Genomic DNA, 22,552 nt, shown 5'->3' on the forward strand with positions numbered 1-22,552 from the left:
GTTGTGCGCGTCAGCCGCGCGCCGCGATCCGGGCCTGCACCTCGGGGCGACGCAGCGGTGGGACCGTCTTCGGTGGCTGACGCCGCTCCGGTAGGACGTCGAGCAGCGCCCTGGTGGCGGCAGTGACCGCAACCACCGCCGCCTCGAATGCCTCTACGTTCGCCGCCGAGGGATGCCGCATGCCGCTGACCTTGCGGACGTACTGCCGCGCGGCGGCCTCGATCTCGTCCTCGGTGGCCGGTGGCTCCAGGCCCCGAAGCTCGGTGATGTTGCGGCACATGGCAAAGACCTTCCGTATCAGTCGGCGATCTTGACGACCGCTTTCCCCAGGATCCGCCCTTCGGCGAGATCAGTCAACGCCTGCGGCAGCTGGTCGAGCGAGTAGGTCGCGTTGACCATCGGGTTCAGGCCGTCGGCAATCATCTGCGCGAGTTCGTCGTGCAGTTCGGCGGGCAGGCCGGGATGGGTGCGGATGTACTCGCCCCAGGCCGCCCCGACGACCGCGATGTTGCGGAACAGCACCCGGTTGAGCTTGACGGTCGGGATGCCGCCCGCGGCGAATCCGATGACCACGTACCGGCCGTCGGGCGCGACCTGACGCAGCGCCTCGTCGAACACCTCGCCGCCCGACGGGTCGATCATCACGTCGACGCCCTGGGGGACGATCTCTTTCAGCTTCTTGCCCCAGCCGTCTTCGAGTTGCACCACCTCGTCGGCGCCCGCGTCGCGCAGGAGCTGCTCGGCACCCTTGCGGTGCACGATGGCGATCACCTTGGCGCCCAGGGCTTTCGCGACCAGGATCGACGCGGTGCCGACACCGCCCGCGGCGCCGAGAACGCCGACGACCTCGCCCGGCTCCACCTTGGCGCGCGTCTTGAGCGCGAAGATCGCGGTCTGATAGTTGATGCCCATGGCGGCGCCCTGATCGAAGGAGAGACCCTCGGGCAGCGGCAGAAGTTGCTCGGGCGCGGCGACGACCTGCTCGGCGAACCCACCGATGAACGACGCGACGAGTACCTTGTCGCCCGGCTTCACCGATGCGCCGTCAGGTGCGGTACGCACCACACCGGCGACCTCGGTGCCCGGAGTGAACGGCAACGGCGCCTTCATCTGGTACTTCCCCTGACTCATGAGCAGGTCGGGGAAGCAGATTCCGCACGACTTGATGTCGACGAGGACCTGCCCGTCGGCGGGTGTCGGGTCGGGAAGATCGGTCAGTTCGAGGCCTTCGGGCCCGATCTCGGCGGTGAGAACTTGAGCTTTCATGCCCCAACCCTACTTGGCATCGAGCCAGTGGTGTGAGGCGCACCACTGCTGTTCGATAGGATCGGCGCCATGACCTCATCGCACCTAGAGACATCCCCCGGGCTCACCCCGCAGCGACTCGCGGCCGCCGAAGCCGCACCCGGATTCATGCCTATCGATGAGGCGACGACGCTGTACGAGATCGCCGAAGAGATTCTGGCGCAGCCGGATTCGGTCGGCTTGGGCATCGAGATCGGCACCTACTGCGGAAAGTCCACTGTGTTCCTCGGTGCTGCGGCGCAACCGCTGCGCGCCACGATCGTCACCGTCGACCATCACCGTGGATCCGAGGAACACCAGCCGGGCTGGGAGTACCACGACCCCGACCTCGTCGACCCGCACACCGGCACCCTGGACACCTCGGCCCGATTCCGTCGAACCATGTTCGACGCGGACCTCGAGAAGACGGTCATCGGCGTGCTCGCGCCGTCCACGGTGGCCTCGCGCATCTGGGGTTCACCTGCCGACGTCGTGTTCATCGACGGCGGACACAGCATGGAGGCCGCGCAGAACGACCTCGACGGCTGGGCACCCTGGGTGCGGGTCGGCGGCTGCCTGCTGATCCACGACGTCTTTCCCGACCCCGCCGACGGTGGCCGTCCGCCATACGAGATCTACTGTCAGGCGCTCGAGACCGGACAGTTCACCGAGATCCGCGTCGAAGGTTCCCTGCGAGTCCTGCGCCGCGACAGTGGTGACGTCGGAAAGCCGCTGCCGCGTAACTGACTTCAGGCCGGAGGGGCGGCAGCGAGCTCGGTCTCGTGCGCGGCACCGATGGGCGTGCGGACGTTGATCAACAGCCCGGCCACCACCGCGACGCCGGCGAGAATCCCTGCGGCGACGTAGAAGCCGGTGCTCTCGCCGTGGACGAGCGCTTCCGCCTGCAACGCCATCGCGCTGGCCTGATCGTGCACCGACGCCATGTGGTCGGTGACGTAGGCGGCGGCCGCGGTCGCTGCGATGGTGTTCAGCAGCGCCGTACCGATCGCACCGCCGACCTGCTGCGAGGTGTTGACCATCGCCGACGCGACGCCCGCGTCGTGTGGCTCGACACCGTAGGTGGCCAGGTTGATCGAGGTCATGAACACCGTGCCCATCCCCATGCCGATGAGGAGCAGCGCGGGAAACACCACACTCCAATAGCGCGTCGAATCCGCCGAGATCTGGCTGAGCAGCAGCATCCCGAGTGCGGCCAGTGAGGCGCCCGGCACGACGAGGAATCGGGGCGGCACACGCGTGATCAGGCGTGCCGCGATCTGAGTCGAACCGATCAGCATGCCCAGCACCATCGGCAGGAAGGCAACACCCGCACTCAGTGGCGAATAGTGGTGGACCACCTGCATGTACAGCGTCAGGTACAGGAACGACCCGAACATCGCGATCACCGACAGCCCGACGGTGAGGTAGGCGCCGCCGCGGGCGCGGTCGGCGACGATACGCAAGGGCAGCAACGGATTCCGGCAGCGTGACTGCCAGACGACGAAGGCCACCAGCAACACCACCGCGGCGACCAGGCAGATGATGGTGCCGGTATCGCCCCACCCCTCTTCGGCGGCACGGCTGAATCCGTACACGACGAGCGCCAGACCGCCACCGCCCAGGATCACGCCGAGGATGTCGAGCCCCGACGTAGTCGTTTCCGCGCGGGCGGGTTCCTTGATCTCCACGATCGCACCGAACAGTGCGATCGCCGCGAACACCACGTTGATGTACATGGTCCAGCGCCAGTCGAGGACTTGCGTCAGCAGTCCGCCCAGAAGCAGGCCGACTGCCGCCCCACCGCCGGCGATCGCGCCGAAGATGCCGAATGCACGCGCACGCTCCTGGGGAGAGGTGAACATGACCGTCAGCAACGACAGGGCCGCGGGCGCCAACAATGCGCCGAACGCACCTTGCAACGCTCGCGCGCCGAACAGCATCGCCTCGTTGACCGCGGCACCGCCCAGCGCGGAGGCGAACGCGAAACCGACGAGTCCGACCATCAGTGCCCGACGGCGGCCCCACATGTCGGCGATGCGGCCGCCGAGGAGCAGCAGGCCACCGAAGGCCAGCGCGTAGGCGGTGATCACCCACTGCTGATTGGCGGTGCTGATGCCGAGGTCGACTTTGGCGTCGGGAAGGGCGATCTGCACGACGGTGCCGTCGAGCACCACCATCAATTGCGCCAGACAGATGAAGACCAGTGCCTTCCAGCGGCGCGGATCGGGACCGACAGGAGATGCGGAGGTACTCACTCCGGATAGGCTACTCCTCCATGCCCGCCGCGAGAAGGCGTCAGCCGCTCGGCGCCATCATGGCCCGCACCTTCCCCAGCACGTCGGGGTATCGCTGCAGGTGAGCGCCGCCGTTGACGTCGAAGGCAGCACCGGTGATCCAGGTCGCCTTGTCCGACGCCAGGAAGGCCACCACGTCGGCGATCTCCTCGGGGCGGCCACCGCGCCCGAGGGGCGTGTTCTCGATGTATTCGTCGAGCAACCCCGGGACGAGTGCGACACCGGCCGTCAGTGGGGTATCGATGAAGCCCGGCGCGATCGCGTTGACGCGGATGCCGCGCGGAGCGAACTCCAGGGCAGCCACCTCGACGAGGGTGGTGACGCCGGCCTTTGCCGCGCAGTAGCCGGCCATCCCCGCGCCCGGTTGCCGCGCGTTCAGCGACGAGATGACCACAATGGAACCGCCGTCGACGATGTGCTGTGCGGCGTGCTTGAGGACGAGGAACGATCCGGTGAGGCAGACGTCGATGGTGGTCTGCCACTGTTCGAGCCCGAGTTCGGCGATGGCACCGGGCAGCGAAAGCCCTGCACAGCTGACGACGACGCGTAGGTCGTCGAGCTTGCTGAAGCCGTCGGCCACGGAGTCTTCGTCGGTGACGTCCATGGTGATCGCGGTACCACCGATGGAGGCGGCGGCGGCACGGGCGGCATCGGCGTTGACGTCGGCGACACAAACCGTAAACCCCTCAGCAGCAAGCACCTTGGCGCTCGCCAGCCCGATCCCGGACGCGCCGCCGACGACGATCGCGCCGCTCATCGGGTCGCCTCCGCTGTCTCGGTTTGTGCAAGATGCCTTGTCAGGAACGAGATCTGGTGCTTGACGGCCGGTTCGAACCATTCGTGACCGGCGAAGATGTCGAAGTGGTCGCACGGGTAGTGACGCACCTCAGCGTGTGCCTTGAACGCGGCCGACGCGGCAGCCTGCGGAGGTGCACCGCGATCGTGGTCGGCGATCTGCATGAGAACCGGAGCGGTAATCCTCTCGGCGGCCTTGTCGGCACGAAAACTACCCAGTTCCAACCCGACCGACGCGTCGACCTCATTGCGCCAGGTGGGTCCGGCGATGGAAGTGTAGCTCTCGTAGTAGCCGTCCGCGGTGAGTGCGGCCCGCTCGCCGGGCTTCCCGACCACCGCCATCATCGTCGGCTCGCGGCCGACCTTGCCGGCCAGGGCGCTGTGCACACCCAAGGCCGTAGAGCGCACCATCGAAGCTGCGCCGACCTGCGGATAAGCATGTCGTCCGGCCGCAACGCCATTGACGAGCGGCACGAGTGAGATCACCGCCGCGACGTCGTCCCGGTCGGCGGCGACGATCAGCGCGTGCCCGCCAGACTGCGACAGGCCCCAGAGGATCACCCGGTTGCGGTCGACGCCCGGCTTCTCCTTGGCCGCCGCGATCGCCGCGCGGTAGTCCTCGGCCTGACCGGACATCGAGATACGCTGTCGCGGTTCGCCGTCCGATGCGCCGAAGCCGCGGTAGTCGAAGGCGAACACCGCGAGCCCGGCGTCGGCGAGTCGTTGGGCAAACGGTTCGAGTCCGGAGTCCTTGGTGCCGGCGAATCCGTGGGCCATGACCACCACGGGGCGCCCGTTGCCGGTGTCGAAACCGGAGATGTCCGGTCCCGGGAAAAACCATGCGGCGCAGATGGTTCCCTGCGAGAGAAAGGTGGTGTCGTGTCGGCTGGTCACTTCTCGGCACCTCCTGCCGCGACCGCGAGTTCACCGGTCGGCGCATCGACACGCGCCCACATGGGTGGCCCGCTGCTGAGCGCACGGTCGAGTCCCGCGGGCAATTCCTTGGTGCGCATGTTGTATTCGTAGAGCGAGTAGTCGAGCTGCTGGGTGTGACGCGGCCGGTCGAGCATGTGGCCGGTGTAGTACTGGGTGTCGGCCTCTATCGTCGCGTGCATCTCGTCGACCGAGGGCAGCCGATAGCGACCCACCGCGTAGGCGCCGATGAGCCGGGACTGACACTCCACGAACGGGAACAGCGTCGGAACCGCCTGTGCAAATCCGGCAAAGATCAGATCGTCGATGCCGGGATGGAACATTCGCTTGTACAGGTCGATCCGGTTGTCGGGTGCGCTGATGAAATCGGGGTCGAAGAACGGGAAGGTGATGTTGTAACCCGTTGCGTAGATGATGATGTCGAAGTCACTCGAGGTGCCGTCCTCGAAGTGGACGGTCGGGCCGTCGAGCCGGCCGATGTCGGGCTTGGCGACGATGTCGCCGGACCCGAGCCGCAGCGGCAACTCCACCGATTGCGTCGGATGTGCTTCGAAGAACTTGTGATTCGGTGTCGGCAGCCCGTAGTCCTCGGGGCGTCCGGCAGTCATCGGCTGCATCACCTGCATGAACTTGCGCTGCCACGAGGTCGGGATGTGCGGCGACAGCTTGTAGTACTTGTCGGCGGGTTTTCCCGCGAAGTACTTCGGTACGATCCACGCACCCGAGCGCGTCGACAGCGTCAGCTCGTTGTCGAGCGCCTTCGACGACAGTTCGACGGCGATGTCGGCTGCGCTATTTCCCAAGCCCACCACCAGGATTCGCTTGCCGGAGAACTCGAGCGGGGTGCGCGGATCGATGTAATGGTGGGCGTGCAGTGTTGTGCCGGAGAACTCACCGGGGAAGCTCGGGTATCGAGGGTCCCAGTGATGGCCGTTGGCGACGACGAGCAGATCGAACCGTCGTCGTTCGCCGCGTTGGGTTTCCAGTTCCCATCCCCCGCCGCCGAGACGCTCGGCGTGCACGATGCCGTTGGTGAACTCGATGCGCTCGAGCAGGCCGAACGCTTCGGCGTAGGAGTCGAGGTACTGCTTGATCTGGGTGTGGTGCGGGAAGTCCGGGAACTCGTCGGGCATCGGGAAGTCGCGGAACGACAGCTGATGCTTGGAGGTGTCGATGTGCAGCGAGCGGTAGGCACTGCTGTGCCCGTTGGGGTTACCGAACGCCCAGTTGCCGCCAATCCGGTCGGAACTGTCGAAGCAGGTGTACGGCACGCCGTAGTCGTTCAACATCTTTCCTGCGGTCAAACCGCTGATCCCGGCGCCGATGATCGCCGTCGTGGGTCGGTACATACCCATCCCCTGTCGGTATAGATTCTCTGTGTAGACACTATTTCCATTGTGTCTACACCAGTCGCGCATCGTTGTATACAGATTCGAGAAACTGTCTATTGGGTTTGTTAGAGTGCCGTCATGCCGAATACGACGAGGGCGGAGGGGACGTGACCGACACATCGACGGAGACCGTGTCCGAGCGTCTCCTGGCGGCCACCGAAAAATTGCTGGCCGACAAAGGAATTCGTGCGACGACGATGCAGCAGGTGGCCGAAGTGGCCGGCGTCTCCCGCGCGTGGCTTTATCGTCACTATCCGGACAAACCGGCCATGATCGGCGCTGCGATCGTGCGCCTCAACGAATCCTTTTGGTCCGGTGCACGCAGCGAGTTGGACTCCATCGACTCGCTCTCCGCGCAGTTGGCTGCCGGCGTCCGCATCGGCCGCGGCGCCTACGACGACCCCGGCGCCCTGCTCATGCGCCTGCGGACCGATGAACCCGAGGAGTTCGCCGCGTGCGCCGGCGCCGGAATCAGCGGTCTGGTACCCGATCTCGCGATCTTCTGGCGCAGCTACGTCGATGCCGCACAGCAGCGCGGCGAGATCCATCCCGATCACGACCTCGCCGAGGTGTCGGAATGGGTTGCGCGCGTACTCATCAGCCTGGGCACAATGCCCGGCGACACCGTCGACATCGACGACGGTGCGCAGGTTTGCGGCTATCTCGACCGGTACGTGATGCCGGGGCTGACGATCGCGCCGAGGTGAGCGCATCGCCTACCCGGCCGGCTCGAGGCGCACAGCGCCGCCGCCCTTCCGCTCCCTGAGGTGCTCGAGGCGCTAGCCGAGAGCCTCGAAGGGCTGGTGAGACAAAGCAATTGGGCGAGCAAGCCGGGACCGTCACCAGGGCCTTCGAGGCTCCTCGCTAGCGCTCGTCGCACCTCAGGCAGCGGTGGTTGCGTTCCTCGCGATTCAGTTCAGGCAGCGGTGGTAGCGCCGCTCACACCACAGCCGGGGCGAGGCCCAGTTTGCCTGCGAGCTTGGCGAGGTAGCCGCTCGCACGTTCGACGGAGTCGTCGGGAAGTCCGTAAAGTACTGTGGTGACGCCGATTTCGCGCCACTTCTCGAGCTTCTCCGGGATCGGTTTGAAGTCGAGCACGACGACGTCGGGGTCGCCTTCGCGTCCGGCGTCGGCCCAGATCTGCTTGAGGAGGCTCACCGATCCTTCGATGTCTTCCTCGCCGGGGGTGGTGATCCAGCCGTCGGCGCTGCGTGCGATCCACTTGAAGTTCTTCTCGTTGCCGGCCGCCCCCACCTGGACCGGGATGTGCGACTGGGTCGACTTGGGCCACGCCCAGCTGGGGCCGAATTGCACGAATTCGCCGTCGAACTCGGCTTCTTCCTCGGTCCACAGCGCGCGCATCGCCTCGAGATACTCGCGCAGCATCGTCCGGCGGCGCTTCGGCGGGACGTTGTGGTCGCTCAATTCGTCCAGGTTCCAACCGAATCCGACGCCAAGCGTGACGCGTCCGTCGGAGATGTGGTCGAGCGTCGCGATGGTCTTGGCGAGCGTGATGGGGTCGGACTGCACGGGCAGGGCGACGGCGGTGGCGAGGCGGATGCGTTCGGTGACTGCTGCCGCGGCGGCGAGCGAGGTCCAGGGGTCGAGGGTGCGCATGTAGCGATCGTCGGGCAGTGAGGCATCGCCGGTGCGCGGGTGCGCGGCGTCACGCCGGGTGGGGATGTGACCGTGCTCCGGGACGTAGTACGACGCAAACCCGGCGTCCTCGATCAGTGGCGCGAGCACGTGCGGCTTGAGCCCGCGATCGCTGGTGAACTGCACGATTCCGAATTCCATGGGCCCTCCGTTGATGCGCCATTGCTGCCGTCCGAGGCTGCGCCGGACGGTTGACTGGACACTAGTCTAGTTGATTGTGCGCCAGGTCACCAGGGGGGCATCTGAGCGCGAGCTATGGACGGCGTCTCACCAGCCCTTCGACGCTCGTCGCCAGCGCTCCTCGCACCTCAGGGAGCGGATGGAGCGGCGGTGAGGCGTGCGTCAGTGCGCGGCGGTGAGTCGTTGGCGGACGTCACGGAAGATGCCGTTGGCGACGCTTGTGCGGCTGACCGCGTCGGCGGCGAGTATGACGGCGGCCGAGGTCCAGCAACTCTTCTCGACGGGCCAGCGCTTGCCGTCGGCGAAGACGAGGCCGGTCCAGTAGGAGCCGTCGGGATCGCGGAGATGCTGGATGGACGCGATGAGGGAGATGGCATCGTCGGTGTCGCCCAACGCATCCAGTGCGAGTGCGAGTTCGCAGGTTTCGGCGCCGGTGACCCAGGGCCGGTGGTCGACGCATCGGACGCCGCGGCCGGGGACCACGAATTCGTCCCACCGCCGCGCGATCAGTTCCTGCCCGGCCGTGCCGCGCAGGGCTCCACCGAGGATCGGGTAGTACCAGTCCATCGAATGCTCCGACGGCGGCTGGAAGATCTCCCACCGGTCGCGGGCGAGGTCGGTTCGGATGGCGTCGCCGAGCGCGGAATGCGCTCGAATCCAGTCCTTTTCGGGCTGATCCACTTCGACGGCGATGTGGAGCGCGCAGTCGAGCGCCTGGAAGATGCTGGCGTTGCCGGTGATCTGGGCTTCGTCGAACATGTTGCCCGCGGTATCCCCGCCCCAGCGGAAGGCCCCGTCTTCCCGCTGGAATCGGAGTACGCAGTCGATGGCCGACCATACGACGGGCCACATGCGTTCCAGGAATCGCTCGTCGCCGGTGATGAGGTAGTGGTGCCACACGCCGACCGCGATGTAGGCGCAGAAGTTGCTGTCGACGCCGTCGTCTTCGATGCGGCCGACCACGGTGCGGATCGGCCACGAGCCGTCGGTGCGCTGCATGCGCCGCGACCACTCGTACGCCGCTTCGGCTTCGTCGTGGAAGCCGGTCACCGACAACGCCATTGCTGATTCGATGTGATCCCAGGGGTCGGTCTGGCCGCCCGGGAACCACGGCAGTGCGCCGGAGGACTCCTGCATGCCGACGATGGCCACGCCGGTGGCCCGCATCTGCTCGGCGCTCACCACGCCGGGCACGTGCGGGTAGTCAGCCGACGTGTCGTCGTCGACGGGGAGCGCCGTCATGAAGAAGCGGTGTCGGGCTTACGCAGATACAGGGCCACCGATTTTCCGATGACCGGGTTGAGCGCCTGCTCGCCGACGCGGGTGAGCCACGGCTTGCTCATCATGTCCCAGACCAGCAGCTTGTGGTAGCCCTTGACCAGCAGATTGTCGTTGTTCTCCACGCCGACAGCACATTTGAGCCACCAGTACGGTGCGTGCAGGGCGTGGGCGTGGTCGGTTCCGGTGACCTCGAGGCCCGCGGCGGTCAGCTTGTCCGAGAGTTCGGATGCCTTGTAGATCCGGACGTGTCCACCTTCGACCTCGTGGTACTCGTCGGACAGTGCCCAGCACACCTTCTCCGGCCAATAGCGCGGCACCGTCACCGCGGCGAGTCCGCCCGGCTTGAGGATGCGCACCATCTCGGCCATCGCGGCCTCGTCGGCCGGCACATGCTCCAGGATCTCCGACATCAAGACCACGTCGAAGCTGTTGTCGGCGTAGGGAAGTCGCAGCGCGTCGCCGACCTCGGCACGCGCCTTGGCCGACGCCGGGACGTGCCCTTCGGCCATCATCGCGTCGAACATCTCGCCGACGTCGGCCATGTCGGACTCGGACATGTCGAAGGCGATGACGTCGGCTCCGCGCCGGAACATCTCGAAGGAGTGCCGGCCCTGTCCCGCCCCGATGTCGATGGCCTTGGTGCCCGATCCCACGCCCAGCCGGTCGAAATCAACTGTCAGCACTCGGTTTTCCCTTCGGTCGGCAGCCCTGCCTTGGCCAAGACTGTCTCATAGTGTGCCGCGGTTTTCGCGGCGACGGCGGCCCAGCTGTAGTTCTCTTCGGCCCGCGTTCGGCCCCCGGCCCCGAGCCGGGCACGCAGATCGGCGTCGCCGAGCAGGCGTCCGATCGCCTGGGCCAGGCGTCCGGAATCGCGCGGCGGCACCAGGATCGCGGCTTCCTCACCCGTGCCGACGACCTCCGGGATCGCCCCCGCGCGGGTCGCGACCAACGGCGTCCCGCAGCTCATCGCCTCCACCGCCGGCAGCGAGAATCCCTCGTACAGCGAAGGGACACAGGCGACTTCGGCGGATGCGAGGAGCTCGGCGAGTTCCTCGTCCTCCAGGCCCGACACCACCGACACCCGGTCACCGATGGCGAGATCGTCGATCATCTTGGCCGACGGCCCGTTCGGGTCGAGTTTGGACACCAGCACGAGTTCGACATCGCGCTCGGCGGAGAGCTTCGCGACCGCCTCCAACAGGTACGACACCCCCTTGAGCGGGGCGTCGGCACTGGCCACGCACACGATCCGGCCGGGTACACGCTCGGGGGCAGTAACATTCGGCCCGCTCGCTCCGCTCCCGGCGCCTGGCTTGAACACCTCGGTGTCCACGCCCAGCGGGATGGTGGTGATCCGGCCCGACGGGATGTCGAAGGCCTTGCGGATGTCGACCTCGCTGCTGCGCGACACCGTCAGCAGTTCCGGGATTCGCCGCGACACCCGGCCCTGCATCCGCAGGAAGGAGTGCCAGCGCCAGGCGCTGATCTTGCGCCACCCCTTGGCCGCCTTGACGGCCAGCGTCCGGTCGCGGGTGATCGGATGGTGGATGGTCGCGATCAGCGGGAACCCGGCCTTTTGGATGTCGAGCAATCCGTAGCCGAGGCACTGGTTGTCGTGCACGATGTCGAAGTCGTCGCGACGCTCCTTCAGCAGCCGCGCGACACGCAGGCTGAAGGTGAGCGGTTCACCGAAGCTCGCCGTCCACATCGATCCGACCTCGAGCACGTCGATCCAGTCGCGGTACTCCCCCGGACGCGGCGTCCGGAACGGATCGGGCTCGTCGTAGAGATTGAGGCTGGGCACCTTGGTGACCGTGACACCGGCGTCGATGGCGGACTGGTCGAGCTCCGGGTACGGCGCACCCGAGAAGATCTCGACGGAATGGCCAAGCAGCGCCAGTTCGCGGCTGAGGTGACGGACGTAGACTCCCTGCCCACCGCAATGAGGCTTGCTGCGGTAGGACAACAATGCGACCCGCACGACTACTGCGCCGTTCCGGCGGCGGCCGACTCGAAGTCGGTGATGCTGACGAACTTGAGGCGCTGTTTCCCGGCGGCTCGTCCGGCGCTCTTCTCTGCCGCGTCGATGGCTTTCCAGCCGTCGAGCGCGATGCGGTGCGCGCCGCGATCGGTGACGAGGTCGGTGACGTCGTCTCGCGAGGTCGTCGGGTCGTCGATCGTCGCGTCGACGAAGTCCTTGAGCACCGCTTCGGCGGTCTCGTGCCCGCACATCCGATTCATCCCGATCCCTCCGGTGGCTCCGCGTTTGATCCAGCCCGTCACGTACAGGCCGGGCATCACATTCCCGTCGGCGGCATCCTGCACCCGCCCCTCGGTGTTGGGCACGACGCCGCGCCCCTCATCGAAGGGTAGATCGGTTACCGGCACCCCGCGATATCCGATGGCCCGAAGCACCAGCCCGGCATCGATGTCGAAGCGGTCCTCGGTGGGTGTCACAGCGATCCGACCGGCGACTCCCTCGGCGTATGCGTTGCGCACACAGGCGAGCTTTTCGACGGCGTCGGTCCCCTCGATCTCGACCGGCGACGTGAGGAAGCGGAACACGATGCGCTTGTTGCCCGGTGTCTGGGGTCGCTCGGCGAATTCGCGGGCGAGCCGGATCTTGGTGGCGATCGTCGAATCGAGCGTGTCGTCGTCGAGCGCGGCCTGCGTCGCATCGTCGAGGACGAGTTCGTCGGGGTCGATCACCACATCCACGCCCTCGACGTCGCCGAGCGCGAGGAACTCGCTGTTGGTGTAGGCCGCCTGGGCGACGCCGCGCCGGCCGAGAAGCACCACTTCGTCGATGTTCGAGTCGCGCAGGGCGGCGACAGCGTGCTCGGCGATGTCGGTCTTCGCGAGGTCGTCGGGGTCGGACACCAGGATCCGCGCGACGTCGAGCGCGACATTGCCGTTGCCGACGACCACCGCGCGCTCCGACGACAGGTCGACGTCGAGGTTCGCGAAATCGGGGTGCCCGTTGTACCAGGCGACGAACTGGGTGGCGGGCAGCGAGTTGCGCAGGTCCTCGCCGTCGATGCCGAGTCGTTTGTCGGTTGCCGCGCCGACCGCGTAGATCACCGCGTGGTACCGAGCGACGAGTTCGTCGTGGCTGATGTGCTTACCGACCTCGACGTTGAGGAAGTACTGGAAGTTCTTCTTGGCCGCGACCGACGCGAAGGTCTTCTCCACACCCTTGGTGGCTGCGTGGTCGGGGGCGACGCCGGCGCGCACGAGGCCGTACGGCACGGGCAGGCGTTCGAACATGTCGACCCTGACCGACGGCTTGCGCACCAGCTCTTCGGCAGCGTAGAACGCGGCCGGGCCGGCGCCGATGATCGCGACGTGCAGTTCCTTGTCGGGCAGCTGCGGCGCCTTCTTGGGCGGCACCAGCCCGCCTTCGACGTCGTGATCCTTGTAGTAATCGGCGTTGATCTGCAGGTACGGCTCGTCGCGTTCTTCGAGAGAGTCGTCGGGGATGATCGCCTCGACCGGGCATTCGTCGATGCACGCACCGCAGTCGATGCAGGTCTCCGGGTCGATGTACAGCGACTCGGCGGTGAAGAACTCCGGCTCGTCAGGCGTCGGGTGGATGCAGTTCACCGGACACACGCTGACGCAACTGGCATCGTTGCAACATGGTCGGGTAATTACGTGCGCCATCTGCTGTTTCCTCGGAATCCGATACGTGGAACGTGTTCTAGTTTTCGGGCTGAATGTATCTTAACCAGAAACCCGCCGCCGTCCTAGGAGAGGACCCGCTGAGTGAAAGCGCCGACCCCCGTGCCGCCACCGTTCGAAGGGCTGTCCGAACGCAAGGAAGGTGCCCGGTATTTCGAGGGCGAATACCGGGTACGCACCGGTGATGTCGACCAGGAGATGCGGGTCCGACTGGATGCGGTCGCACGCTACCTGCAGGACGTCGCCAACGACAACATCGAGGTCACCGAGTTCCGTGACACCGATCCGTTCTGGATTGTGCGTCGGACCATCATCGACGTGATCCGTCCGATCTCGTGGCCGGCAGGCTTCACCGCGCAACGCTGGTGCGGGGCTCTCTCGACCCGGTGGACCAACATGCGGGTGCGGCTGCAGGCCGACCACGAGACCAACCGGTTCAATCCGGATCAGCGCGAACCAGGCCTGATCGAGACCGAGGCGTTCTGGATCAACGTCAACGAGCAGGGCATGCCGTCCCGCCTCACCGACGACGCTTTCGAGATGCTGTCGGCCATGACCGACGAGCATCGGCTGCGCTGGAAGTCGATGAACCCCGACAAGGCGCCCGCGGCCGACGACATCGAGCTGCCCGACCGGCCGCACGTCCTGCGCATCACCGATTTCGACCCGTTCAAGCACCTCAACAACGCCGCTTATCTGGAGGCGGTCGAGGACGAACTGGTGGACCATCCCGACCTCGTCGACGTCCCGCATCGGGCGGTCATCGAGTATCTGCGTCCGATCGTGCCCGGCACACCGCTCACGCTACGACGCGTGCGGGAAGCCGACCGTCTCCTGATCTGGATGCTCATCCCCGACGATGCGGGCGAGCTTCAGGTCGCCGCGACGGTCTCGGTGTCGAAGCTGCCGGTCACAGCCTGACGACGTAGACGGTTCCGTTCTCGCTCGCCACCACGAGCCGGGTGGGGTCGCCGGGCGTGGCCGTGACCGCGGTGAGTGGTGCGCCGACGTTGACCGCGCACGAGCTGCCGGTCCGGACGTTCACGACGTAGAGCTGTCCGAGCGTCGTGGTGACGGCGAGCTTTGACGGTCCGATCACTGCGAGGTCGTCGACGAGCCCGGGGAGCGGCGCGGTGAGGTCGGCGACCGCGCGGGCGCGTTCGGGATGCGCGAGCGGCACCGCGATGACGCGGCCGGTGAGGCTGGTGGTGAGGGTGACGTAGAGCGTGTCGCCGTCGATGGCAGCGCCGTTGATCCCGGTTCCGTTGACCGTTGCGGTGGGTGCCACGTTCTTCGGTGCGGCGGCCGACCAGCGCCGGTCGATGCTGCCGTTGGGCTTCAGTCGGACGACGCCGAGTCGGCTGTCGGAGACGTAGGCGTTGCCGGCCTTGTCGAAGGCCAGGCCGTTGGGCATACCGAGGCCGCGAGCCCATGGCTTCGCCACCGGTCGTGGCGCGCGTGGGTCGATGGTGACGATGGTTCCGGTCAGTGGTCCGACGGGCAGCATGTTCGTGGCCGAATTACCGGACGTGACATACAGTTTCCCGCGCGGACCGGTTCGGATCGCGCCGGGCGCGGTGACCGGTACCGTCGCGGTGAGCCGGTTGTTGCGGTCGTAGCGCTGCACCGTGCTGTCGAGTGAGCGGGTCACCCAGAGGTTGCCCGCGGCGTCGTAGGTGAGGTTCTCGGCCCACCCGGTCGGCGATGGTGACGGGATGAGGGTTCGGACTGTGGCGCTGCACGTCGGTGCCGCTGTTGCGGGCCCGGCTACCGCAACCGACCCGATGGCCCCGAAGGCCAAGGCCGCCATCAGGGCAAGGATTCGTCGCATCTCACTGTCCCCCGCTCAGTACCAGTTCCATCAGTTTTATCGGCGCCGCACAGGCGTCGGCCGGTGCCGGACCGCGAGGTTCGACCCACCACGTGAAGATGCCGCGACTCGGTGCGCGGGCGGTGACACCGCAGACCGACGGGCGGTTGGGGTCGCGCTGGGTGAACGCGGTCTGGCTGGAGATGCGGATGTTCTCGGTCTGGTAGCCGAGGCGTTTGGCGGTGTCCTTCTCGACGTTGAGGTTGCCCCATTCGAACCAGTTGAACGTCACGTTCGAGACGGTCGGGCCGTTGACCACCCAGCGGCAAATGGCGCCGAAGAACGTTCCGCGGGCGAAGGCGTCCGGGCCGCCGACGACTTCGGCGATCTGCTGGGTGGAGAGGATCTCGCATTCGAGGGTGAGCTTGTCGTAGCGGTCGGTGTCGACGTTGCCCTTGGTCTGCGACGTCGAGGGGCTTGCGTCGTTGTTGTTGTCGTCGGAGCAGGCTGTGAAGGTGACCAGCGCGAACAGTGCCACGACGAGGAGGGAGAGCGCTCGTTTCATGACGCACGCTCGATGGACATTCGGGACAGCTGTTTGGCTGCCGCGCAGATCTGGTCGATGGCTGGTCCCCCCTCGGCTGGGCTGACGCCCGATCGGACCGACCACTCGAAGAAGTCGGCGTCGAACTGTATGCCGATCTCGCAGATGGTCGGGCTGGACGCGATGAACCCGCGGTGGCCGTTGATGTCGACGTCGACGACCGTGTCCTTGGACAGCTGGACGGTCGCGCGTTCGCGGCCGATCGGCGATCCGCGGTACCAGTTGAACGATGCGACGGATGAGTTCTGCAGCGCGTCGGCGCTCCACACGCAGGCCGACGGGTTGTTGACGGTGTTGGCCATCTGGCCGAAGCCGGTGATCTGCACGACCTCGTCGGTGTCGACGCCGCCGCATGCGCCGAAGAACGGTCCGGCGCCGGCGCGTCCGGGGGCGGTTGGCCCCTGCGGTCCGCCGGGGTCTGCGGTGTCGTCGTCGGACGAACATGCGGTGAGCGCGAGAGCAGCGATCGTGAGGACGGTCAGCCACCTGATCATGACGCTCGCTCGATCGACAGGCGGGACAGTTCCCGGGTGGCCTGGCAGACCTGCTCGACGGTCTGGCCGCCGTTGGTGCCTGCGCTGACTGACCATTCGAAGAAGTCGGCGCCGAATTCGATGCCGACCTCGCAGATGCCCTCCGCGTCGTGCGCGATGAAGCCCCGGTGGCCGTTGATCTCGATGTCGGTGGTCGACGCGCGGGAGAGTTGTTCGGTGGCACGTTCGCGGCCGATCGGCGATCCGCGGTACCAGTTGAACGACGCCACCGGCCCGGTGCGTGTGCCGCTGCTGTCCCACTCGCACACCGACGTGTTGTTGATGGTGTTGGTGAGGCCGCCAAGCCGGGTGATGGAGATGACCTCTTCGGTGGTGACGCCGCCGCATGCGCCGAAGAAGGGCCCCTCGCCGGCGCGGCCGGGCGCTGTGGGGGTGGACGCTTTGGCGGGGTCGGGGGTGTCGTCGTCGGACGAACATCCGGCGATGGCGAGTGCGACGACGGCAACAAGTGCGATGAGGAATCCGCCGCGTAGTTGATCGAGTTGTCGCCGTTCACGTTTCGTCGGTCGGCCGGCGCCACGGTCGCGTCGGGGCTGGCTTGCGACGATCTCACGCGGGGGTGGTGGCGGGCTGCGGTCGATGTAGCATTCGGCGGCCATCGGGGCGGACACGCGTTTGCTGATGAGTTTGGTGACTTCGACGATGCGTTCGCGTCCGGCCAGGCGCACCCGGATCTCGTCGCCGGGGACGATGGGTTGTGCCGGTTTCGCGGTGGCGCCGTTGACGCGGACGTGCCCGCCGCGGCATGCGGCTCCCGCTGCGGAACGGGTCTTGGTCAGTCGGATCGCCCAGATCCAGGCATCAACGCGGGTGGACACGGTTGGCTGGTGCTCCCTCCGTCGCGCCGACTGGTTCGGTGGCCACCACTCTAGCTGTGCGATCTCGATATACGGCCCAAGGCGTGTCTTCCATTGCTTCTGCGAGGGATTGGCGGAGCCGATTCTTTCCTGGCAAGGCGGAGGAGGAAGCGATAGCGGCAGCTATCGTGACCGACGACAACGCCGCCAGGGGAGAATCAGGCCGTCAAGACCCGCAAAGGGCAATGGGAGACACGCCCTAGGTTCGGGGGCCGTTGTGTCAGCTCTTGCGGGTGAGGAGGTAGTACCCGACTCCGCCTGCGACGACGGCAAGGATGAAGGCGAGCCAGAAATTGGTGAGGAACCAGACGACGCCGAACACGACGATGGCCGGCGAGATGGCGGCGAGGCTCATACCCGGATGCTGGCGGACGACCTGTGACAGGGCCTGACTCTTCTGCCGATCGATCTCCATGGCGCGCTCCTCTGCTCGGGCGGTGGTCTCCACTGTAGACGCGCCGCCCGGGTTGCCGGGTTCTGGAATGGATGACGCCCCGGCGCGGTCGGGGGTTCCGCGCCGGGGCGTCGTTTGTGGGGATGGGCTGGCCGGCCTAGCTTTCGTTGCCCGATCCGTTGTTGGAGCTGTTGCTGCTGTTCGAGTTGCTGCTCGAGTCGGAGCCCTTGTTCTCGGAGGAACCGTTGTCGTCGGACTTGTTCTCCGATGAGCCCTTGTTGTCGGACTTGGTCGACGCGGAGTCCTTGTTGTCGGAACCCTTGTTGTCGGAGCCCTCGTTGTCGTTCTTGCTTTCCGAGCGGTGCTTGCCGACGTAGCCGCCCTTGTTCTCCGACCGATGCTTGCCGACGTAGTTGTTCGACTGGTCCTTGTTGTCAGTCGAATTGTCGGTGGTCGTGGTTGTGGTGTCTGCAGTCTTGTCGGTCGTGACCTCGTCCTCGGTGGTGTCCACCGGCGCAGCGATCGTGGTGACCTTCTCTGGTTCAGCCTCGGTGGTGTCGTCGGTGGTGGTCGTCGTCGTACGCAGCAAGCTCGGCGACGGGGTGTCGCTTTCGTCGGCGTTCAATGAGAACGTCGAAAGGGTGCTGAGGGTGTTGGGCGTGGCCGGAAGCACATAGGGACCGCTGGCCGGCGAGATGCCGAACGGGAAGTTGAACGTGTACTGCTTCACGGAGGGAACGATCCCGCTCGTGTTCAAGTCGCCGAACGTGAACTGTGGCAGGCCAAGGTAATTGACCTTGTCCGGAGTGCCATTACCGTCGGTATCCACCATCGGATACAGAGTGACTTTCTGTCCAAGCCAATCGATTTCGACGGGCTCGTCAAAACCGTAGTCACTGGTGAGCCGGAAGAAGTTGCCGCTCAGGAGGTCATACTGGCTGCCCCCGATCGAGAGTCGGGCGAAGTCTTTACTCAGGGTGAATGGTTGTCCGCCAAGAATGTCGGTGATGACGTCGCTCAGCACACCGATCGGATCGGAGATGAGGGCAGTCGGATCGGTCAACGCGAATTGGAATTCGTTGTCTTCCGCATTCCAGCGGAAGTCGAACGTACCCACGATATTTGCACAAGCTCCAACACCACTCGCATACCCAACGGTCAGGCCGCCATAGCAGCTGACGCCCTTCACACCAGGGATCTCCGGAAGGTCGAGGGGCACACCGAGCGGTGAGGGAGTGTTGTCCCCCAGGATCGTCAATGGCAGCTCGCCGGTGTTCCACGCGTGCGCCATTCCGACGAGTGCAAACGAAAATGCAGTTTCGCCGTCACTCGCTCCTGCTGTTGCGAGACTGATTGGTAGGAACGAGATCGCAGTGGCGTTGCCGTTACGGAAGGCAAGCGCGAATTGATTTCCTGCGTAGCCGATAACTCGCGCCGAACCCGTTGTTTCCGGCGGCCCCTGGATCGGAAGATCGACGCCGACAATCTTCTGCAACACCGCAACGAGGACACCATTCGCACCGTTGACGTTGCCCCAATTGAGGAGTGCAGCGAGATAGTCTCCGGTGCCCCCGAGTCCAGCCGGGTAGTCCGATCGCTTCGGCGGGGGCGGAACCGAATTCAACAGGCCAGCGATGCCGTTGTACAGGCCCTCGGGATCGTCTCCGACGGCCACTCGCGGAACAAGCTCGATGCGATCTGGCAGAACTACCGCGATCCCAATACCTTCGGACGAGAGGGAGCAGTCCGCGCCACCACTGGTGCCGCCGTTCGCGCACATCTGGATGCGCAGGGCATTCAGGAGGGCTGATCCTGCGTTGCTTTCGGCGATGTCGGCAATTAAGTCGCCAAGCTGACCGGTCGGGTTCAAGAGGGCGCTGTTCAACTCAGATTCGTAATCCGGAGTGGCGGCCATAGCCGGCGCATCCGCCATGACCTGCCCGGCCCCCACGGCAGCAACCGTCGCCAATGCGGCAACGCCCGCGGCAACGCGGCGGCCGCGTTTCTCCTCGCGGTTGCGGCGCCTCGCTTCCTTCTCAGAACGTCGAATTGCGTTGCGCCCCAACCTGGTCATGCGTCCAACTTTCCTTAATGGAACCTTAACGACCGTTATTTAAGCATGAGCGATCCCCAAGGTGTGCGATTTGCAAGATTTCCTCAAGAGTCGCGGATTGAGGCGAAAATTCTATGGGTCAGCCGACCCACACCACTAGAACGGCGGTGGGGGTTCGGCTTCGATGCGGAGTCGGTTACGGAGGCGTTCGCGTTGTCGGCGGAGGTGTTTGTCGACGGTGCGGGGTCGGCGTCGTTTCTTGGGGAGTTCGCCGGTGCCGTCGAAGATGACCCGCGGTCGGGTGCGGGTGTCGGCGGGGCGCCACCGGATTCGGCCGAGGGCGGGCACGATGTCGATGATCGAGTCGGCCCGCCCGGGTAGTACGAGTCCTTCGGGGGTGATCCAGGTGGTGTGCGGGCGGCCGTGTTCGTCGAGGATTTGGTCGTCGATGAAGTCGGTGAGGGTTTTCGCCAGGTGGTGGAATCGGCATTTGGCGCCGATCCCGGCGGGGTCGGTGTGCCCACCGGCGTACGGGTCGTCATGGTTGTACTCGGAGACATGGTCGAGTTCGCATTCCCAGGCCGGTTTGGTGCAGCCGGGAACCGAACACGTGCCCTCACGGGACAGGATGTAGGTGATCAGCGCGGTCGAAGGCCGATACGGATCCGACGGCAGGTGCGGCGCAAGACCCGGCAGTATCGCGCTCGGTGGCAATGGTGTGGGTTCGGGTTCGGGGATGCGGCGCCAGAAATCCGGGTTACCCCTGGTGGGTTTCTCACAGTTCACGGGCTTGTCAGTGGCCGGCTTCGATGGCTTCTCACCAGGCCCTTCGAGGCCCTGCGATTTCGATGCGGTCCCGGCTCGCAGGCTCGCCCGGTCCTTACTCAATCCGGCGGCCAGGGCTCCTCGCACCTCAGGGAGCGGGGGGATGCCTTCGTCGACCGACGCTGCTTCGGGCACGTCACAGACCGGTGGCGTGGTGTCCGACGCTGTCTCGCCAGGCCCTTCGAGGCTCGTCGCTTGCGCTCCTCGCACCTCAGGGAGCGGGGTGGTGGCGTCGTCAGAAAGGTCACCTGGCGGGGTCGGAGTCGGCTGGGCTGGTGCGGGTTGGGGGTTGATGGGTTTGATGACCGCGTCGGGGCGTTGTGCGAGTTCGCGGGCATGCTCGGCCGAGATCACCCCGAACCCATTCATATGCGCGGGAGTGGTGTTCGACTCGTCGGTGAGGGTGGTTTCCTCGCACACCACATGCAACACGATCCGCGCCTGGGCCGGCGGCAGCGTTCCGGGTTCGGGAATCTCGGCATCACACTCGGCACGCCCACACTGGCATTCAAACCGGGTGCCCGACAACAGGGCGAACGCCGCATCGGAGTTGCGGGCCCGTTTCCCCCGACCATCCTTGGAGCACACGGTGCCTGCCAACGCCTGGACCGCGGCGACCGCGATACGCGCGTTCTCCGCGGTCATCGACGCCGCCAGGGTGGCCATCCCATCGCCGAGGTCCTCGACCCACACCGCACGTTGGCCTTTGGCATGCTTACGGCGTTCCCGCACCGCGTCGGGGTCGTGGCGGAACACGATCCGGTCGGCCAGATCCCGGATCGCTTGGGGCGACCACCGGCCGCGGCGTTTACGAAGTTCCTTGGTGATCGCGGCATCCACCTCGCCGATGTGTTCACCATCCACCAGATCGGTGCGGCCGACGATCGCGACGGTCTGCGCCTTGGTGAGCACACCGTCACGCAAACAGGCCGACACCAGCGGCAGCCGATCCCGCAGGGCGAGCGCCTCGCCCAACAAACACTCGGCCGTCAACTGAGAGATCGCCAGCGACGCCGCGATCCGCATCGCGCACTGCGCGCGCTGATCGATCCAGTCGGTGTCGTCATCCATCGTCGGCTCCACCAGCCGGGTATGTAGTTCGGCGGCAACCTGATACGAGCGCCACGCCAAGAACGACGTGCCGTGTGCGGCCTGCTCGAACGAAGCGACCAACTCGTTGATCGACACCGCCTCCTCGTCGTCGATCACCGCGAGATCAGGTAGACCCAACACGGCAGCGTCGATCTGCGGCCACTGCACCGTTGCTGCGGTGTCGGCCGACTCTTGATCCTCGGACGCCGATTCTTGATCCTCTGACAAAGCAGTCACCCCCTTCCCCGATTCACTGGATTCAGACTAGAACACGACACCGACAATTCCGTTCGGCCAGACTCTGATCGGTAGAGGTACATTCGAAATGGTCGACTGTGCAGCACGTTTCCGGATAAGCGTCGTACATCTGAATCCCTCCCCCAATTGCTGAGTACAGGGTAGAACACAGCACCGACAATTCTGTTCGGCCGCGACTTGTTCGTTGACTGTGCACTCGAAATCGTCGACTGTGCGGCACTTCCCGACCGAACGTCGTACATCGAAATCCCTCCCCGACCGACTTAGTACAGGGTAGAAGAAGGCACCGACAAGAACGTCACGCGTCGAGTGACGTTGATACACAGCGCGTGTTGGACTTGGTAGGAGAGCTCGCGGCCCTTCGAGGCTCCTCGCTAGCGCTCGTCGCACCTCAGGGAGCGGTAGGAGCGTCGGCATAGCGCCTCGAGCACCTCAGGGAGCGGTAGGAGCGTCGGCATAGCGCCGCGAGCACCTCAGGGAGCGGTAGAAGGGTCGGCTAGCGCCTCGAGCACCTCAGGGAGCGGTAGAAGGGTCGGCTTGGCGCCTCGAGCACCGCAGGGAGCGGATGGAGAGACCAACCTGCGGGAATCTGTACGCACCAGCCGAGTGA

21 protein-coding genes are annotated in these 22,552 nt (G+C 65.9%); 3 read left to right on the forward strand and 18 right to left on the reverse strand.

Annotated features, from left to right (window positions below):
- Positions 1 to 10: 10 nt before the first annotated feature.
- Together ACWDTF_RS00785 and ACWDTF_RS00790 are read right to left on the reverse strand one after the other, a co-directional pair.
- Positions 11 to 280, reverse strand: coding sequence for a DUF2277 domain-containing protein (locus tag ACWDTF_RS00785; RefSeq protein WP_240860725.1), 270 nt, complete (start codon positions 278 to 280; stop codon positions 11 to 13).
- 17 nt (positions 281 to 297) lie between these two features.
- The gene (locus ACWDTF_RS00790; RefSeq protein ID WP_355273948.1) at positions 298 to 1,266 is read right to left on the reverse strand and encodes an NADPH:quinone oxidoreductase family protein; all 969 of its coding nucleotides are present in this window, start codon (positions 1,264 to 1,266) and stop codon (positions 298 to 300) included.
- Positions 1,267 to 1,335: 69 nt separating this feature from the next.
- Between ACWDTF_RS00790 and ACWDTF_RS00795 the strand changes: the two genes are divergently transcribed.
- The gene (locus ACWDTF_RS00795; protein WP_449753842.1) at positions 1,336 to 2,031 is read left to right on the forward strand and encodes a class I SAM-dependent methyltransferase; all 696 of its coding nucleotides are present in this window, start codon (positions 1,336 to 1,338) and stop codon (positions 2,029 to 2,031) included.
- 2 nt (positions 2,032 to 2,033) lie between these two features.
- On the opposite strand, the gene ACWDTF_RS00800 is transcribed toward ACWDTF_RS00795, so the two are convergent.
- From ACWDTF_RS00800 to ACWDTF_RS00815, 4 genes are read right to left on the reverse strand one after another with little or no spacing between them, the layout of a single operon-like run.
- Positions 2,034 to 3,539 (reverse strand): MFS transporter, encoded by a 1,506-nt coding sequence (locus tag ACWDTF_RS00800; RefSeq protein ID WP_449753843.1) that lies wholly within the window; start codon positions 3,537 to 3,539, stop codon positions 2,034 to 2,036.
- Positions 3,540 to 3,579: 40 nt separating this feature from the next.
- Positions 3,580 to 4,335, reverse strand: a complete 756-nt coding sequence (locus ACWDTF_RS00805) for an SDR family NAD(P)-dependent oxidoreductase (protein ID WP_449753844.1) — start codon at positions 4,333 to 4,335, stop codon at positions 3,580 to 3,582.
- Positions 4,332 to 5,267, reverse strand: a complete 936-nt coding sequence (locus tag ACWDTF_RS00810) for an alpha/beta hydrolase (RefSeq protein ID WP_449753845.1) — start codon at positions 5,265 to 5,267, stop codon at positions 4,332 to 4,334. The genes ACWDTF_RS00805 and ACWDTF_RS00810 overlap by 4 nt, the downstream gene beginning before the upstream one ends.
- The gene (locus tag ACWDTF_RS00815) at positions 5,264 to 6,655 is read right to left on the reverse strand and encodes a flavin-containing monooxygenase (RefSeq protein ID WP_355274056.1); all 1,392 of its coding nucleotides are present in this window, start codon (positions 6,653 to 6,655) and stop codon (positions 5,264 to 5,266) included. Before ACWDTF_RS00815 ends, ACWDTF_RS00810 begins: the two co-directional genes overlap by 4 nt.
- Positions 6,656 to 6,804: 149 nt before the next feature.
- Here ACWDTF_RS00815 and ACWDTF_RS00820 point away from each other — a divergent pair, with 149 nt between their 5' ends.
- The gene (locus ACWDTF_RS00820; protein WP_449753846.1) at positions 6,805 to 7,404 is read left to right on the forward strand and encodes a TetR/AcrR family transcriptional regulator; all 600 of its coding nucleotides are present in this window, start codon (positions 6,805 to 6,807) and stop codon (positions 7,402 to 7,404) included.
- A gap of 232 nt (positions 7,405 to 7,636) precedes the next feature.
- On the opposite strand, the gene ACWDTF_RS00825 is transcribed toward ACWDTF_RS00820, so the two are convergent.
- From ACWDTF_RS00825 to ACWDTF_RS00845, 5 genes are all read right to left on the reverse strand, one after another.
- The gene (locus tag ACWDTF_RS00825; RefSeq protein WP_355273964.1) at positions 7,637 to 8,494 is read right to left on the reverse strand and encodes an LLM class F420-dependent oxidoreductase; all 858 of its coding nucleotides are present in this window, start codon (positions 8,492 to 8,494) and stop codon (positions 7,637 to 7,639) included.
- Positions 8,495 to 8,695: 201 nt separating this feature from the next.
- A complete protein-coding gene (locus ACWDTF_RS00830; protein WP_433256254.1) occupies positions 8,696 to 9,775 on the reverse strand; it encodes a prenyltransferase in 1,080 nt (359 codons plus the stop codon).
- Positions 9,772 to 10,497 (reverse strand): class I SAM-dependent methyltransferase, encoded by a 726-nt coding sequence (locus tag ACWDTF_RS00835; protein ID WP_240860706.1) that lies wholly within the window; start codon positions 10,495 to 10,497, stop codon positions 9,772 to 9,774. Before ACWDTF_RS00835 ends, ACWDTF_RS00830 begins: the two co-directional genes overlap by 4 nt.
- On the reverse strand, positions 10,491 to 11,795 hold the full coding sequence (locus ACWDTF_RS00840; RefSeq protein ID WP_240860705.1) for a glycosyltransferase family 4 protein: 1,305 nt from the start codon (positions 11,793 to 11,795) through the stop codon (positions 10,491 to 10,493). The genes ACWDTF_RS00835 and ACWDTF_RS00840 overlap by 7 nt, the downstream gene beginning before the upstream one ends.
- 2 nt (positions 11,796 to 11,797) lie before the next feature.
- Entirely contained in the window at positions 11,798 to 13,477 is a 1,680-nt protein-coding gene (locus ACWDTF_RS00845) for an FAD-dependent oxidoreductase (RefSeq protein WP_240860704.1), read from the reverse strand.
- A gap of 102 nt (positions 13,478 to 13,579) precedes the next feature.
- Here ACWDTF_RS00845 and ACWDTF_RS00850 point away from each other — a divergent pair, with 102 nt between their 5' ends.
- On the forward strand, positions 13,580 to 14,416 hold the full coding sequence (locus ACWDTF_RS00850; RefSeq protein WP_240860703.1) for an acyl-[acyl-carrier-protein] thioesterase: 837 nt from the start codon (positions 13,580 to 13,582) through the stop codon (positions 14,414 to 14,416).
- Here ACWDTF_RS00850 and ACWDTF_RS00855 read toward each other — a convergent pair.
- From ACWDTF_RS00855 to ACWDTF_RS00885, 7 genes are all read right to left on the reverse strand, one after another.
- The gene (locus ACWDTF_RS00855) at positions 14,406 to 15,326 is read right to left on the reverse strand and encodes an SMP-30/gluconolactonase/LRE family protein (protein ID WP_449753847.1); all 921 of its coding nucleotides are present in this window, start codon (positions 15,324 to 15,326) and stop codon (positions 14,406 to 14,408) included. The two genes, ACWDTF_RS00850 and ACWDTF_RS00855, sit on opposite strands and share 11 nt — an antisense overlap.
- Before the next feature lies 1 nt (position 15,327).
- Positions 15,328 to 15,870 (reverse strand): DUF3558 domain-containing protein, encoded by a 543-nt coding sequence (locus ACWDTF_RS00860; protein ID WP_240860699.1) that lies wholly within the window; start codon positions 15,868 to 15,870, stop codon positions 15,328 to 15,330.
- On the reverse strand, positions 15,867 to 16,403 hold the full coding sequence (locus tag ACWDTF_RS00865) for a DUF3558 domain-containing protein (RefSeq protein ID WP_240860698.1): 537 nt from the start codon (positions 16,401 to 16,403) through the stop codon (positions 15,867 to 15,869). Before ACWDTF_RS00865 ends, ACWDTF_RS00860 begins: the two co-directional genes overlap by 4 nt.
- Positions 16,400 to 17,281, reverse strand: coding sequence for a DUF3558 family protein (locus ACWDTF_RS00870; RefSeq protein WP_240860697.1), 882 nt, complete (start codon positions 17,279 to 17,281; stop codon positions 16,400 to 16,402). The genes ACWDTF_RS00865 and ACWDTF_RS00870 overlap by 4 nt, the downstream gene beginning before the upstream one ends.
- A 259-nt stretch (positions 17,282 to 17,540) precedes the next feature.
- Positions 17,541 to 17,735 (reverse strand): hypothetical protein, encoded by a 195-nt coding sequence (locus ACWDTF_RS00875; RefSeq protein WP_240860696.1) that lies wholly within the window; start codon positions 17,733 to 17,735, stop codon positions 17,541 to 17,543.
- A 136-nt stretch (positions 17,736 to 17,871) separates the two neighbouring features.
- The gene (locus ACWDTF_RS00880; protein ID WP_449753848.1) at positions 17,872 to 19,788 is read right to left on the reverse strand and encodes a hypothetical protein; all 1,917 of its coding nucleotides are present in this window, start codon (positions 19,786 to 19,788) and stop codon (positions 17,872 to 17,874) included.
- A gap of 135 nt (positions 19,789 to 19,923) precedes the next feature.
- Entirely contained in the window at positions 19,924 to 21,921 is a 1,998-nt protein-coding gene (locus ACWDTF_RS00885) for a DUF222 domain-containing protein (RefSeq protein ID WP_449753849.1), read from the reverse strand.
- Between the last annotated feature and the right edge of the window lie 631 nt (positions 21,922 to 22,552).

Source organism: Gordonia sp. NPDC003422 (genome assembly GCF_053588675.1).